This is a genomic window from Leptotrichia buccalis C-1013-b, from assembly GCF_000023905.1.
Taxonomy (GTDB): Bacteria; Fusobacteriota; Fusobacteriia; order Fusobacteriales; family Leptotrichiaceae; genus Leptotrichia; species Leptotrichia buccalis.
The window spans coordinates 1,492,426-1,507,947 of the sequence record NC_013192.1; the positions used below are offsets into that span (position 1 = coordinate 1,492,426).

Annotated in this window: 19 protein-coding genes; 2 read left to right on the forward strand and 17 right to left on the reverse strand. The window is 29.2% G+C overall.

Annotation, left to right across the window (positions count from 1 at the left end; genetic code table 11):
* Window positions 1-205 precede the first annotated feature (205 nt).
* From LEBU_RS06950 to LEBU_RS06980, 7 genes are all read right to left on the reverse strand, one after another.
* Window positions 206-868, reverse strand: a complete 663-nt coding sequence (locus LEBU_RS06950) for an HAD family hydrolase (protein WP_015769633.1) — start codon at window positions 866-868, stop codon at window positions 206-208.
* 113 nt (window positions 869-981) lie between these two features.
* Window positions 982-1,203 carry a DUF896 domain-containing protein gene (locus LEBU_RS06955; protein ID WP_015769634.1) on the reverse strand — a complete coding sequence of 74 codons (222 nt, stop codon included), beginning with the start codon at window positions 1,201-1,203 and terminating at the stop codon, window positions 982-984.
* A gap of 480 nt (window positions 1,204-1,683) precedes the next feature.
* Window positions 1,684-1,956: a hypothetical protein gene (locus LEBU_RS11885; protein WP_157859517.1), complete on the reverse strand. Its 273-nt coding sequence runs from the start codon at window positions 1,954-1,956 to the stop codon at window positions 1,684-1,686.
* A 238-nt stretch (window positions 1,957-2,194) separates the two neighbouring features.
* Window positions 2,195-3,568 (reverse strand): FAD-dependent oxidoreductase, encoded by a 1,374-nt coding sequence (locus tag LEBU_RS06965; protein WP_015769636.1) that lies wholly within the window; start codon window positions 3,566-3,568, stop codon window positions 2,195-2,197.
* Window positions 3,569-3,684: 116 nt separating this feature from the next.
* Window positions 3,685-3,843: a DUF4926 domain-containing protein gene (locus LEBU_RS11760; RefSeq protein WP_021769107.1), complete on the reverse strand. Its 159-nt coding sequence runs from the start codon at window positions 3,841-3,843 to the stop codon at window positions 3,685-3,687.
* Between the two features lie 60 nt (window positions 3,844-3,903).
* Entirely contained in the window at window positions 3,904-5,130 is a 1,227-nt protein-coding gene (locus tag LEBU_RS06975; protein WP_015769637.1) for an SEL1-like repeat protein, read from the reverse strand.
* A gap of 224 nt (window positions 5,131-5,354) precedes the next feature.
* The gene (locus LEBU_RS06980) at window positions 5,355-5,588 is read right to left on the reverse strand and encodes a hypothetical protein (protein ID WP_015769638.1); all 234 of its coding nucleotides are present in this window, start codon (window positions 5,586-5,588) and stop codon (window positions 5,355-5,357) included.
* A 162-nt stretch (window positions 5,589-5,750) separates the two neighbouring features.
* Between LEBU_RS06980 and LEBU_RS11765 the strand changes: the two genes are divergently transcribed.
* Window positions 5,751-6,517, forward strand: a protein-coding gene (locus tag LEBU_RS11765; RefSeq protein WP_238974473.1) for an IS5 family transposase whose coding sequence is annotated in 2 segments (ribosomal slippage) — window positions 5,751-6,075 and window positions 6,075-6,517 — 768 coding nt in all. Because the reading frame shifts where the segments join, the coding sequence is not laid out codon by codon here.
* A 22-nt stretch (window positions 6,518-6,539) separates the two neighbouring features.
* On the opposite strand, the gene LEBU_RS06995 is transcribed toward LEBU_RS11765, so the two are convergent.
* The 5 genes from LEBU_RS06995 to LEBU_RS07015 form a co-directional block, all read right to left on the reverse strand.
* Window positions 6,540-6,986, reverse strand: coding sequence for a hypothetical protein (locus LEBU_RS06995; RefSeq protein WP_015769640.1), 447 nt, complete (start codon window positions 6,984-6,986; stop codon window positions 6,540-6,542).
* A gap of 24 nt (window positions 6,987-7,010) precedes the next feature.
* Window positions 7,011-7,874: a tetratricopeptide repeat protein gene (locus LEBU_RS07000; protein ID WP_238974474.1), complete on the reverse strand. Its 864-nt coding sequence runs from the start codon at window positions 7,872-7,874 to the stop codon at window positions 7,011-7,013.
* A gap of 312 nt (window positions 7,875-8,186) precedes the next feature.
* Entirely contained in the window at window positions 8,187-8,480 is a 294-nt protein-coding gene (locus LEBU_RS07005) for a PH domain-containing protein (protein WP_015769642.1), read from the reverse strand.
* A 550-nt stretch (window positions 8,481-9,030) separates the two neighbouring features.
* Entirely contained in the window at window positions 9,031-9,984 is a 954-nt protein-coding gene (locus tag LEBU_RS07010) for a GTP-binding protein (protein ID WP_015769643.1), read from the reverse strand.
* A gap of 29 nt (window positions 9,985-10,013) precedes the next feature.
* Entirely contained in the window at window positions 10,014-11,102 is a 1,089-nt protein-coding gene (locus LEBU_RS07015) for an NAD(P)-dependent alcohol dehydrogenase (RefSeq protein WP_015769644.1), read from the reverse strand.
* Window positions 11,103-11,414: 312 nt separating this feature from the next.
* On the opposite strand from LEBU_RS07015, the gene LEBU_RS12285 reads away from it, so the two are divergent.
* Window positions 11,415-11,567, forward strand: a complete 153-nt coding sequence (locus LEBU_RS12285; RefSeq protein ID WP_238974475.1) for a hypothetical protein — start codon at window positions 11,415-11,417, stop codon at window positions 11,565-11,567.
* Window positions 11,568-11,884: 317 nt separating this feature from the next.
* Here LEBU_RS12285 and LEBU_RS07020 read toward each other — a convergent pair whose 3' ends face one another.
* The 5 genes from LEBU_RS07020 to LEBU_RS07035 all read right to left on the reverse strand — a co-directional run bounded on the left by LEBU_RS07020 (window position 11,885) and on the right by LEBU_RS07035 (window position 15,318).
* Entirely contained in the window at window positions 11,885-12,958 is a 1,074-nt protein-coding gene (locus tag LEBU_RS07020; protein WP_015769645.1) for a helix-turn-helix domain-containing protein, read from the reverse strand.
* A 9-nt stretch (window positions 12,959-12,967) separates the two neighbouring features.
* Entirely contained in the window at window positions 12,968-13,159 is a 192-nt protein-coding gene (locus LEBU_RS12020; protein ID WP_203415690.1) for a hypothetical protein, read from the reverse strand.
* Between the two features lie 92 nt (window positions 13,160-13,251).
* Window positions 13,252-13,605: an SDR family NAD(P)-dependent oxidoreductase gene (locus LEBU_RS12025; protein ID WP_203415691.1), complete on the reverse strand. Its 354-nt coding sequence runs from the start codon at window positions 13,603-13,605 to the stop codon at window positions 13,252-13,254.
* Window positions 13,606-13,710: 105 nt separating this feature from the next.
* Window positions 13,711-14,280, reverse strand: coding sequence for a TMEM175 family protein (locus LEBU_RS07030; RefSeq protein WP_015769646.1), 570 nt, complete (start codon window positions 14,278-14,280; stop codon window positions 13,711-13,713).
* 501 nt (window positions 14,281-14,781) lie between these two features.
* Window positions 14,782-15,318, reverse strand: coding sequence for a hypothetical protein (locus LEBU_RS07035; RefSeq protein ID WP_015769647.1), 537 nt, complete (start codon window positions 15,316-15,318; stop codon window positions 14,782-14,784).
* Window positions 15,319-15,522 lie beyond the last annotated feature (204 nt).

The following is a 15,522-nucleotide window of genomic DNA, read 5'->3' on the forward strand; positions in this document are numbered from 1 at the left end:
ATTTTATTGCCTTGATATTATACTCAAACCCATTTAAAATAAAACTATTAAAAATTATATAAATTTAGAGTTTGAGTAAAATAGTCATAGCTTTTGAGTTTGGTTTTAAGGCAGTTTTATTATAAAATCCACCAAAATTTTTAAAGAAAAATCAATAAAAAAATCGCCTTAATACACAAATACCAAAACGATTTCTCTAAAAACTCTATTCACCTTTTATTCTCTCAATAATCTCCTGAACATCAGAAACCTTCACATCTTCATCAATTTCAACCTCGCCTTTTACTTCACCAAATCCCCATTTGCAGTAAACAATGTCAATTCCAGCATTTTTAGCCGTATTTACGTCCACAAGCATATCTCCAACAAATAATATTTTTTCTTTTGAAATATTTAAATTTTTTGCCATTTTATCAACATTATACGGATTGGGCTTATTTGGATATTCCTTTTCATTTGAACCAAATATTCCATCAAATTTCCATTTGGATAATTTTTTATCAACAGCAGACAAGGCTGTTTCATGATCCTTATTTGTTACAATACCTTTTTTCACGCCATTCTGTTCCAAAAAATCAAGCAATTCAGGTATTCCTTCATAAGGCTCAACACCATAGTCAAAGTAAATATCATAATATTTTCTTATAACTTTTTCCATTTCCTCATTCGTTACATCCTCATACTTCTCTTTTCCCAAAATATTCCGTGCAAGCCCTGAAACTCCACCACCAACAAATTTTACACATTCATTAGCAGAATATTGCTTTTTCCCAAGTTCTTCCATCGCTGAATTTACAGTCTTTGTAATAGATTTTGACGTATCCATAAGCGTTCCGTCCAAATCAAATATAACTAAATCGTATTTCATAAATTCCCACTCACTCCCTTCCTAATCCACTTTAAACAATTACTAAAATCTCATCAATCCAACTTTCAAGATTTTAAAAGATTAATCTCTAAATGCTATTATTACTGTTTTATTTACGCTTCAGGCTCAATAACATTTCCGTCATCATCAATTGGATTTCCATCGTCATCCACTCTAACAACCTTAATGCTATCCAAATGTCCCCTCACACTTTCCTTAAATTTTTCAATATACATTTTTCTATATTTTTCACGCTCTTTCTTCTCTTCTTCCGTCAATTCCCTCTCACGTGCCAACTTTGAAAATTCATTTACTTTTTTAATAATATCTTCCATTTTAAAATTTTCCTTTCTAAAAAACATTACTTTAATTTCTAATTTCCATCTTGATTTTATCTAAAATATGGCATAACATATTAAAGTAAAATTCGATTGTGTTTAAGCCCTTAATGTTGGGCTTATTTTTTTATCTTTTTTCTATTGCAGAAATTTCATAATCCAAAAAGTATATAACAATATTATTATACTGTATTACCTGTAATTTATCAATACTTTTTCCTAAAGCATTTCTCTAAAAAAATTTATACATTTTCACAAATGTATATAGCAAAAAATCACAGTTAATCTTAATAACCGTGATTTTAATTTGAAGAAATTTTTTATTTATTATTTTTTTAATGCTGAAACTATATAAGCAATCAAAACAACATACAATATAAAAATATTTGTCATATCAAGTAAAGATAACGCTAAACATCCATAATACTTTAGTTTATTCTTATTTTTTTGTTTACACAAGGGGGCTTAACTTCTTTTTTAAACCCTTCCCATATTTTCCAACAACATCAAAGTTCTAAGTGAAATTGAAGATATATTAAGCAAATTAGCCATTATTAATGTTGAATATGTATATCTATTTAATCTATTATCATCTTTTACAAAATTTGCAATTATAAAAATCGGTATTTGTAAAACTATAATTCCATAAAATTGCATATTTCCATGATAAATCAATCCTAACAAATCAATAAAAACTAAAGAAAAAGCAACATAAGACAAGAACTTGTTATTTTTTCTTTTCATTATCATAAACAATAAAACAACCAAAATACATACTATTACGTGTAAGCCTTGGTTTTGTGAAAAAAAATCCTTGCCCAAAATTTTTATACATAAAAGCAAATACACTATTCCAAAAACTAAATCACCCCATAAAAATTTTTTAATTTCTTTTTTCCTAAAAATTTTTATAAAACAAAGAAATAATCTAAATAAACTATAAAGCATTAATAAATTTAAAAATATAAGCACAATCAATTCTTCCAATTTATTTCACACTTCCAAATAAATCATTCAAAGCCTCGCTCATTGTCGGATGAGTAAATATCATATCTTTTAGGAATGTATATTTTTGTTCAGCTTTCATAGCTGCTGCAACAATGTTTATCATTTCGTGGGAAGTATTGCATAATAAAGTACATCCCAGTATTTTATCTGTTTTTGCATCTATAACTGCTTTAAGCAGTCCATCTGTTACACCTTCTATTTTTGCTTTTGGAATTGCCATTGCTTCAAGTCTTCCTGTTTTTACTTCATATCCTTTGGCAATTGCTTCGCTTTCAGTCATTCCAACTCTTGATAAAGGTGGATTTATGAATACGCTGTATGGAATTACATTTCTATCGTTTACTGTTCTATTTCCTCCATTGTAAAGGTTATCTCTTATTATTCTAAAGTCATCAAGAGAAATATATGTAAATTGAAGTCCGCCTTTCACATCTCCCATTGCCCAAATGTTATCAGCTGTCGTTTTCAATGTTTCATCAACTACAACCGCACCTTTTTCATCAGTTTTTACTCCTGCCGCTTCCAGGTTAAGCCCTTCTGTATTAGGTTTTCTTCCAATTGCCACAAGAATTGCGTCTGATTCAATTTCGCTCTTGCTTGCTCCTTGTGAAATTTGCACATATCCTTTTCCGTTTTTATCAATAATTTCCTCAATTTTTGATTCCAGTAAAAACTTAATTCCTTTTGCTTCAAATATAGCCTTTGCCCTATCAGCGATTTCTTCATCTTCTCTAGGCATGAGTCTTTGTGCCAAATCAATCACTGTAACTTTTGACCCAAAATCAGCATACATTGAAGCAAATTCCAACCCAATGTATCCTGCTCCCAAAATAGTCAATTTTTTAGGAAGTTCCTTTAGTTCCATAATTGAAGTGCTTGTATAAACGTGGTTACTTTCTTTAAGCCCTTTTATACCAGGAATTATTGTAGTTGAACCTGTATTTATAAATATCTTTTCTCCTTCAATCTGAACATTTTCTCCATTGCTTTCAATATTAACTACATTTTTTGAAGCAAAGCTTCCAAATCCATCATAAATATCAATATTTTCCTTTGTAGCCAGCATTTCATAATTTTTTCCACGTAATGCACCAATCAGTGTATTTTTATTATTTATACTTTCTGTATAAAATCTCTCTTTTTCCTCAATACCACTTAATCCTTTATTTTTAAGAACTTTTGTACTATCAACAAGTTTTTTCGTAGGAATGCATCCAATATTTATACAAGTCCCCCCATACATCTTATCTGATTTCTCAATCAAAGCCACATTCTGACCTTTCCCAGCCAAGAATCCTGCCAAAGTTTTTCCACCTTTTCCAAATCCAATTATTACTGCATCGTATTTTTTCATTTTCTTCGTCCTTTCCATTTTATACAATTATAGTTACATAATTGTATTTATTATAAAATTAATTTTTATATTATAAGAGTACCACATTTTTTGTAAAAAAACAAGAGTATTTGTGTTTACAAATTTATATTAATTTTTTCAATATCCTCCTCCTTAATAACTAAAATATCCAAAGTCTTCTCATCTTTCATAAACTCTACCATATAATCATTTGGAAATTCAGGAAATATTATCACAACTGTTCCAATCGAATTTTTTAAAACTTTATCAGACAATTTTCTTTTTGCTTTTACTACATCATATTCATCATTTTATTTCACAATTAATTAATCATTTTACTCTTTTTCTTTTAAAAATTTTTCATACTGCTTTATTCTTCCGCTTTGACCTTCGTTATAATTTTTTAATTTTGTTGAGTTTTTAACCACATCTACCCATTCTTTTATTTCTTTCAAATTTTTTTCTCTATAATAATATTTTAACAAATAATCAATTGCTCTATAATCTTTTAGCTCAGCTGCTTTTAAATACAAATCAAAAGATTCGAGTTTATAACCTTCTTCTTCCAAAATTTGTGCTAAATATATTTGTGAATCAGTGTATTCTGCATTCGCTGCTATCCTATACCATTTTTTTGCTTCATCAATATTTCTATTTCTATGCTCAATAATTCCTATAAAAACAGCAGCTTTCTTTAAACCATTTTCATATGCTTTTTTATATTTTTCCATTCCTTTTTCTTTTTCATCCTTAAAACGATAATAAAAATCAGCTGTATACAAAATTCCTTCTTTTTTTAACTTCTCCATTTGTAAAAAATATTTTTCTGCTGTATCATAATCTTTTTTTAAAATACTTTCCTCTCCTTTTATATACAACTCAAAGAACTCTTTATCCATTCTATCTTTTGATAAACTGTATTCCAGTAAATCATTTGCTTCATCATCAAATCTAAAAATTTCTTTTGTATTTAATATTTTATCTTGCCAGTATTTCAATTTTTCATTATCTTTTTTCATATAATATATTTTTATTAAGTCTAACATCGAATCCGCATCTTTGCGATTTCCAGCTTCTATAAAATATTTCTCAGCCTCATTTTTTCTATTTGTTTTATATAAAAACGTAGCAAAAGATTTATATCCTAATACATTCTCTTTATCCAATGATTTTTTGTACCATTCTTCCGCCTTTTTATAATCATTATTATCCTCAGCAATCATACCTAAAATTGTACCTGCCTTTTTATTTCCTTTTTCAAAAGCTATCTCATACCTCTTTTTCCCTTCATTTTCATCAATATGTTCATAATACATATCTGCAATTGAAACATAAGCAGTTTTGTCATATTTTGCCACTTTTAAAAAATACTTTTCCGCTTCTTTATAGTTTTCTCTGTTCAATTCATAGGCAATTCTTGCCATTAATTGAGCTTTTTCAGGATTTTTCTTATTTTCCAGATAAAAATAAACATCATCAATATCTTTTATTACTACATCATTTCCTTGATTTTTACATCCTATTAACAGACAAAGTAACATCAGTAAAATATATTTATTCATTTATAATTCCACCTTTTCAAAGTTTTTATTCCTTTCGATTTTTACATTCTGTACCAAATCCCACAATCCTGCATTCATCATCAAAAAATAGCAAATATCCTTCTCAAATTTCAACTTCTAAAAAAATTTTCTTCCCTTCCTTTAAATAAACTGTTTTTCCATCATCCCAATATTTTTCCAGCTTATCCTCAATTTCTATTTCCACATACTCATACAATTCATATTCATAATCTAGAAATAACCGAATTCCCCTTAAATTTTAATACTGCTTCCATTCCAATTTCTTTTTCAATTTTTTCATTTTCACTAACTGTTTCTATTTTTTTCAGTTCTCCTGTTTCATAAGACAAATATATTTTTATCTCTCCGTTATTAAAAGAAAAAATCATATCCCGCTCGCTTACCATATTCTCACTTTTTCCAGTAAAATCTATCATCTTCAATTTCAAATTTTCCATAAATCAAAATTCCTTCTGCATAATTATTCCTATTAGGGCGTGTCTGAAAACTCAAAATCAATAATATTTTTAATGATTATCAAATAATATACCCATAATCAATGAGTTGAAACATTGCTCTCAGTCTGATACAATAAAAGAAAAGCACAGGAGGCTTCTATCATGCAAAGAAGATATGAAATATCAGATGAACAGTGGAATAAAATAAAGCATATGTTTCCCAAAGCTAAGACAGGACGTCCAGGCAAGGATTTACGCCTGATGTTCAATGCTGTGCTGTGGATTGCCTGCAGCGGAGCTCCATGGAGAGACCTTCCTGAACGTTTCGGTTCATGGAAGACGGTCTATTCCGGTTTCTGCAAATGGCGTGACGAGGGGACTCTGCTTAAAATATTTGAGCATTTAAGGGAAGATGCCGACTATGAGAACTTGAGCATTGACTCTACAGTAGTTAAAGCCCACCAGAGCAGTGCAGGAGCTAAAAAAGGGCAAAAGATTCAGAAGTGAATCAGCACATCGGGAGAAGCTCAGGGGGAAGGACAACTAAAATCCATGCAGTTGTTGATGGACTTGGAAATCCGCTGTACATAAAACTTACTGCAGGACAGATTCATGATAGTACGCAAGCAATTAAAATATTGTCGCAGCTAAGCATAAAAGGCAGCAACATACTGGCAGACAAGGCATACGGAACAAAGGAAGTTCGGGAGTACATAAGAAAACACGGGGGAGAATGTGTAATACCTCCGAAGTCAAATGCAGTAAACAAATGGGAATGCGATTACCATATCTACAAGGAAAGACATCTTGTGGAATGTTTTTTCAATAAGCTTAAACAGTTCCGCAGAATAGGGACACGCTATGATAAGCTGGCAAGCACATTCATAAATTTTATTTATATAGGATGCATAATGATTTTAATAAAATAAATTTAAATAATCATTAAAAATATCATTGATTTTGAGTTTTCAGACACGCCCTAATTAAAATTACTATATTTTCACAAATTTTTACTCCAAAATAAATATTAAATCTTTTGTCAGTAAAATAACATCCGATAATATTCTTGGAAATATCAATCTCCAAAAAATCTAATTCTTTAACTTTTATACCAGCTTCATTGTATTCTTCCCTCTTAAAATAAATATCGCCTTCTATTATATTTTCAGGAATTTCTATTTTATGTGTAAATTTAGCCATTTTCAATATATTAAGAATTTCCAGCGAATTTATTCTCCCATCTTCTCCTATTGAGAAATAAAAACTGTATAATTTTTTTTCATATGAAACACTTGAAAGTTCCTTTACCTTCCTATTTAAATTAATCTCCACATATTCATCAGAATTATTTTCAAATTTATCAATATTTTTTACAAATTCCAGTTTCTCTATTCTCATAAAATTCTCCATTTTTTATTTCTTTTATGATTTAATTTTTCTTTTTTTTGTTTTCTTCAATTCTTCTAATTCGTCATTTATTTTCAGAGCTTGATTATATTTCCCCTGCTTTTCGTACAATTTGGCTAAACTCGTTAATGCAAGTTCCTTATGTGCAAGTTCTTTTGCTTTTAAAAGATTATTTTCAGCCTTGCCGTAATCTCCTTTCATTTCATAAACTTTTGCTAACAGACGTAATAATCTTGCTCTTTTTTCTTCAATCCGTTTTACATTGTCTTCTGAATGTGAAAATAAATTTTCCGATTCTTTTAATAACCATTCTTCAGCTTTGTCATAATCTTTTTTCGACATATAAAGTTCCCCTAAAAGTCTTTCTGCATTCGGATATTTTTCATTAACAAGCTCCTTGTAGAGTTTTTCAGCTTCATCAAAGTAATCGTGCCTCTGATAATAAAAAGCCAAAGCATTTTTTACCTCAATATTTTTATTTAAATTTCTTTTAAACGCTTCCACCACTTCGCTATTAATTTCTTTCCTTTCTCCATATACCCACACTCTAAACAAGGTATCTTCCCTATAATCTCCCTGATCCATTGCCTTTATATAATATTTTCTTGCATTCATTTCATCTCTCTGATTAGCATAAATATGTCCTGCAAATGCACTTGCTTCCTTCACTCCTCTGTTCGAGCCTTTTCTTGCCCATTTCAGTGCCTCTTCATTTTCCCCTCTCGCACTATAATTTCTTGCCAGATAATAATCTGCCATCGGAATGTCCTTTTCCACACTTTTAAAATACACTACCCCAATTCGTAAATATTTTTTCTGAACTTCTAGCCCCTTTTGCAAAATTCTCTCCTTTTCCGCCATTGTCGGATTTTTCTTCATTTCAGCGATTTCCGTTTTTGCCTTTTTTAAAGCTCCTTTTTCATCCTCCGAAAAGGGAATATTCCCACTACAGCTTACTAAAAAACACACTTACCAAAATTAAAATTATCTTTTTCATAACTTGTCCTTTCTATATTTTTTCAATATTAACAAAATTTATATTTTAAATTTTATACAGTAATATTATACCCTATTTTTTATTTACATTTCTTTTTTAAAATATAATTTTAACAACAAAACAAATTCTTTATTGCCATACAAAAAAGACTGAAAAAATTCCAGCCTTTAATTAAATATTTCTATACCAATCTTTCATCCTATTTTACTATTAAGAAATTCTATAACCTTATTTCTTCCATTAAGTACAAATTTATGCTTAAATCCATCTTTTGTTACAATACTTATACCATTTGGTGCTATAAGTAATGTATTTCTTTTTTGTATTTCAGCTATGTCAGAATATTTTATTTCCGTTTCGCCTCTTTGAATATTAAATACATGTGACTTAAAAATCAATTTATCTTCATAAAAATGAATTTTTCCTCCTACAGCTTCTATTCCTCTAAAATAATTAGCCATTATACTTTGTCCTGTAAAATCTTTCATTCCATCATCTCCTTAAATTTTCTATCATTTTACATCTAATCTCTCTATAAACTATTATAACTTGCAGACACTGCTATATAATTAATAACTATTTTTATTATCTATTTAATTATAAAACATTAACACAATACTTTAGGATACATTTAAAAAATTAATTATTATTGTATAATTATAATACATTCATTAGATTAAAATAAAATGAGAACTTCTTATTTTCAATCAAATTTAAGACTTTAGTCATTTTTTATCACTTAATTCTCAAGGTACACTCTATATAGCAATCAAATAATATTTCTCCTTTTAATTTAGAATTTACCAAATAATGACTTTCAGAATAATAATAAATTATTTTCAGATTTTTTTCCAAAATTTTATAGCATATCCAAACTCTTTTAATATTAAACTATAAGGTTAAATAAATTTATATTTATAGACAAAAATGGACTGAAAAAAATCCAGCCCTTTTTTATCATTCATTATATTTTTTTATTTCTATGACAGGAGTTATTAAAAAGTTCTTGTTTTATAATATTATAAAATATAAAACTTATTAAATTTCCTGCTTCAACTTTTTCATCTTATCAAGATCCTGTATTAACAGTTCCCTGTCAATCTGATTTCCTATAAAAACTGCATTATTCTCAGTACCGTTTTCCAAAATTATAATATTATAATTCGTATTCACCACATCAAAGCACATATTGCAGTTAAATCCTTTAAATACTCCTTTTGCCCTGTTTATATCCCCATAATGTCCTAAAATCATCTTATCCAGAAAAGACACGAGAATGGCGGGATTATCAGCATATGAATTTTTATAAGTAACATTCTGCATTTTATTTTTAACATCTATTAAATCTGAATTTTCTGTTTTTAGAAGTTCTCCGCTAAAAAGTGCATTCCAGTAATCCGTATTTTGATTATGATAATCATTTGTAAAAATATCAGCATTTGGATTAAACGATTTTATGTCTTCATAAATTAGCTGTAACTCTTCATCTACCATATTTTCGACTTTTGAAAGCTGTATATGTGCTGCCATTTTTATCTGGTCTATGAATATTTCATCATATTTATTTTTATACTTAAAATATGTGCCAGCATCAATTATTGTTATTGGCGGGAACATTTTTATTCTGTCATAGCCAGTATTTGTCACATTTTTTAAGATATTGCTCAAAATAGCTATTCCTGATGGTTCGACTATTAAAAAATCAGGATTTAAAGTATTATCAATTACAAGAAGTGAAGATATAAAATCTGCCTTTGTACTGCAACAGGCACATCCGCTTGTAAGTTCCCATACGTTTAATTCTACATTTCCATTTTTCTGGTTATTTTCTTTCATCTCTTCAGTATTATTTCTCAAGATTTCACCATCAATATTTACATCTCCAAATTCATTTTCAAAAATTACATATTCCCTTTTTGTGCTTTTAACCATTTCTTTAATAAATGTAGTTTTTCCTGCTCCAAGAAAGCCAGAAATAACAAGTATTTTCAATTTTTTCACCTTTTTTCTTTTGGCCTTTTTTATTCATTTATTCTTTGTGAAGTCATATAAACTACTGGTTTTATTACTCCATCAGCTTTTGTTCTCATAAGTTCTAGTGCCTTTTCAACATTTTCAAAACCTTCAAATCTATGAGTAATTAAAAGACTTGGATCTAATTTTCCAAATTCAATCAATCTTGCCAATTTTTCAAGTCTTAATCTTCCACCTGGCATAAGCCCTCCAAAAATTTGCTTGTGTGCCATTCCAGTTCCCCATTCAACTCTAGGTATCTGTATAAATTCTCCGCTTCCCAGATAATTTACATTTCCAATCCGTCCGCCTGGTTTTAAAATCTTTATAGCAGTAGCAAATACTCTCTGATCTCCTCCAGCAATTAACACTCTATCTACACCTTTTCCATCTGTCAATTCCATAATTTGTTCGTCTGCAGGTGCTTTTTTAAAGTCAACAATATCTGTCGCACCATACGCTTTTGCGATTGGTACAACTTGTTCTCTTGAATCCACAGCAATTATTCTTCCAGCTCCTTTTAATGCAGCTGCTGCAACTCCCATAAGTCCTACAGGTCCCAATCCAAATACTGCAACAACATCACCAAATTGAATATCAGCAAGTTCTGCACTATGAAATCCAGTAGGTACCATATCACTTAACATACATGCTGTTCCGTAATCCATACCTTTTGGAATTAATGCTAAATTACCATCTGCATCATTAACGTGAAAATATTCGCCAAAAACACCATCTTTGACATTTGAAAATTTCCATCCAGCAAGCATTCCTCCACCATGCATTGAATATCCTGCCTGAGCCTCTACCGAATTCCAATCTGGAGTTATCGCTGCAACTAATATTCTATCTCCAACTTTAAAATCTTTAACTAATTCCCCAACTTCAACTATTTCTCCACAAGCTTCATGCCCTAAGACCATATCATGTCTTTCTCCAACTCCACCTTCATAAACAGTATGTATATCTGAAGTGCATGGTGCAAGTGCAAGTGGTTTTATAATTGCATCTGTCGGCCCACATTTAGGTCTATCTTTTGTAATCCAACCAACTTCTCCGATTCTTTTCATTACAAACGCTTTCATTTTTTCTTCCATTTTGGAAACCTCCTAGATTAACAATTGCATAATTTTTTCTTAATATGAGTATAACCCATAAATTTTAAAAATGCAAATTTTATTATTTAAAACTTTTTATTTTTTTTCTATTATTTAAAAATTTACTTAAATATGTTATACTAAAAAATAAATCAAAAAAAAGGATTAACTATGTTTTTAATAATTATTCTAATAATTTTATATGTTATACTCAGTAACATGAACAAATAAAATTCTAATATCTCAAAATTTAATAGAGAACTTAAAAATCTTAATGAGAAAAAGCGAGAATGAGAAGAACTAAAAGATAGAATGAGAGATTTAAGAAAAGAAATTCGTAAAATTAATGAAGAAATAGGAAAAGAAGAACTGAATACAAAAAATCCTTATTTTCAATATTTGTACAAAAGATTCGCAAATTTGCAAATAGAATTGGATGATTATGAGTTTGAGCTAAAAAAATAGGCTTACAGGCAAAAAGATAAAAATTAAATAATTCGTTATCTCTATTGGCTCAATCACTCCATACACACCATAAAATGTTATGTCTTTTAAAGGTCTAGTCACCTCAATTTCTCCAACCCTCTCGCAATATTAATTAACCCTTTATTTTTTTAGTTGCATCAAAATTTTCCGTACGATAACAGGATTTGTATTTATACTTTCAGCAAGAAAATCACTTGTAATTTTGTGACTTTTGTTGTGTCAGTAATCGTTTTGAAAGTTAAAACAGTTGTAAATACGGCAAAAAAATACGCCAGATTTATAACGTATTTTAATATTTATTTTTTGTCCTTCTGATACTGCGATACTGTTTTCCCTGTCCATTTCTTAAATGCCCGATAAAAGGAAGAAGTTTCAGTATATCCTACTAGATAGGCTATTTCATCTATTAAAAGTTCCTTTGCTTCCAAATAGTTGAAGGTCATTATTTTTTGAATATCTTTTACCATCTGATTAAAACTGGTATTTTCTGCCGACAGATTTCTTTGAAGAGTCCTTCCACTTATCCCAAACTCTTCTGCTACATTTTCCAATCCAAACTGCCCGCTCGGAATAAGCTGAAAAAGTTTTTTCTGAACTCTGCTTGCAAAAGTTTCAAATGTCTCACTTTCCATTTCTGCCAGTTTCTGTTTCAATTGCGGTTCCAAATATTCCACCATTATATTATTTGCTGTCAAAAATGGCTTTTTCAAATCTTTCATGTTAAAAATGACTTCATTTTGTTTTGCTTTATTTATCGTAGAATTTATCTCTTTTGTCAATAATTCACCATACTCAAAAGGACTTGTAACACTTACTGGAAATATTTCCTTTCCAATTCCTTTATTCAATAAATTTATCAACATAAGCTGCTCATTCAAAACTGCAAAACGTGGTAATTCCTTTTCCCTTTGTTCAAAAAAATACTGAACTTGAACTATTTCTTCAAATTCTTTAATTTCCAAAAAAACAGGCCCTATTAATTTCTTGTATTTTGCCAGCCTTTTTAAACCTTCAAGTCCATTTTTTGAAGAAAGTGCCGCAAAAAATGAAGGAATAAACACATTTAAATTATCAATATTGCTAATCGCTGAAATTTGTTCATCAGTAATGACTTCATCAATTTTTTTCAAAAATAAATAATATTCCTCAGTAGAAAGCTGAATTTCTTCTTTCCACAAAATATTCGGTATTCCCGCTTGTTCAAGAATATTTTCAATTGATAATCCAATACTCTTTAAAAAATCCTGAAACTGCTTTGGCATAGTTATTTTCATATTTTCTCCATTTTTCTCATTTTTTATTATATTGAATTTTTCATTTTCAAGAATTAATTTTTTTCTATAATTTTCTAAGCAAAATTCAATTTTCAATTATTTTTCCTATTTTGAAGCACTTTTCATAATCTTATCAAAAACTCTTGCTGGAAGAATAGTATGTAAAAATACAAGAGGTTTTGCCATAAAACCTATTAAATATCTTGCTTTAGGACGGTTACTGTTTATCGCTTTTGAAATTGCTTTTGTAATAACAACCGGATTTGAAAGCATATTTCCTGAATATTGCTTTTTCATTCCTTCTGCTGTTTTGGATGCTTCTTTTTCATATGCTCCACCTTTTGCAGAATTTGCTAATTTATCAGCAGCAATAATTCCCCAGTCAGTTTTTATCCCATCTGGCTATCTATTCCAAAATCAGCCACTTCCATACGTAACGCATCACTAAATGCCTCAAGTGCATATTTAGTTGCATGGTACCATGCTCCAAAATAAGTTGTCAATCTTCCTCCCATCGAAGAAACATTTATAATTCTACCTGATTTTTGCTTTCTCATATGCGGAAGCACTAATTGAACCAATCTCGCCAATCCAAATAAATTCACCTCAAACTGCATTTTCGCTTCACTTATCTCGACATCTTCTATTGCACCATAAACTATATGCCCTTCTTTTGCCAGACTTTCTGCTGTCTGATATCCAATTCCGCTACTTGCTCCTGTCAATAAAATTACTTTTTTCATATCTTTAATTTCCTCTCTTTTCATTTTTATACAATTATTCTATCAAAGATATATTTTAAATTCAATAACAAAAAGCGACATTTAATTAACAAATAACGACAATTTTTATTTATTTTTTCTAATTTTTGGTATTGGAATATACCATATTGACAATGAAATAAATCCTATTATTAGCATAAGCATTGGATTAAATAAACCTATTATAAAAGAAGAAATTTGTAAAATTGTTGTTATTTTGTGTCTTTTAAGACTTATTACTGTTTTCTTTAGCTTTATATTCTTGGGATCTGCCTTCACAAGTTCATCACAAAGCCACGAATAAATGATGTTTTCTCCCAACAGAAAAAATATATACACGCATTCCACCAAATAGCTGTAAGGATTTTCAGAAACCCACAATGTTATATATGGAAACAGCGTATTTAAAAACAATAGAAGCATCTGTATTTTAACTATTTTAGAATTTATTTTCTCAACCTTGTCAAATATCATATGATGAGTATCCCAAAATATTACAAATAGTATAAATGTCGTTATATATGCAAAATAATGCACTCTATTTTCCCAAATGGCTGCCAATGTCGTACCTTTTATTTTAGGCAGTTCCAATACCAAAACTGTTATTATAATCGCTATAACTCCATCAAAAAAGCCCACTAATCTGTCTTTTTTCATCTTACTCCTTCTCCTTACATTTGAATCCATAATAGTAATTATACTAAAAAGGACTGGATTTTACCAGCCCTTGTATTATTTTTTAATATTTTTTATCAATTATTTCTTCTCTATGACTGTCAGTTTTGTATGGTATTTCTCTCGTTATTTGCTTTATGTTTTCTAAAAATTAAGATTTTTAAGTAGCCATTCAAAAACAATTTCTGTGCAGTATTCTTGGGTATCATTCGCTTTTCTTGACATAAGACCAGTTTATAAAAATTATTCATGTCATTTTTTACTCTATCAATTTCAATTCCACAACATTCGCACTTATAATTACTATCTGGTAATTTCAAGTGTCCTTTTAAATTTCCAGATTTACTGCAAGTTTTTGACGACGGAAATCATTTATCTATTTTCAGAAATTGCTTTCCTAAAAACATTAATTCGTATTATAACAAAAAATCCCAAGTTTTCATTAATTTATAAACTTGGGTTATTTTACTTTTACTTTCAAACTTATAATCTATTTTCTAAAAAACTTGGTTTATATAATCTAATCTCTTTGTCTGCTTCTTTCATTTGTGAATCATTTTCATGAATATTTCCTTTTTCATCAACATATCTTACAATTTCTCCATTAGAATCAAAATAGTATCTCTTTTCAGAAATTCCAAGAACTTTAGGATTTTCTTTCCATATAGACTCTCCTGTAGGCATTACTTTTATAATATGTTCTGTATGTGTCATTTTTTCATATATAAAGTAAACTTTATTATTTTTTATATAATATTCTCTGTATTCAGTCCCTGTCTCAAAATGATTATGACATATTATTTTTCTCAGTATATTCCCTTTATAGTAATAACTTACTTCTGCTACTCCAGCTTCGTCATCAGCAACTTCTTCTCTCACTGTCAGTTTTTCCTTATCCGTTCTGCTCTTTTCATTCCTTATTTCCTGTATTACTGGATTTATCTTAGCTGCCGCATTTACAGCAATATTAAATGAAAAAAGACATAACATAAACAATACAAAATTCATTATTTTTTTCATAACCAAACATCTCCTTTTTATTTGAATATCAAGCATCATCAACCAATTTACAATTACCTTCTATTCGCTACTCTTCTTCAGGATACTTCATTCCCCATTCCTTACGTAATTTTGTCATATTATCTATTCCAGCTTCATTTTGTTAATTTCTACTCAATAAAGTATATCCTTGTTTCAAAGTAAAGTCAAGAAGAAGAATACTAT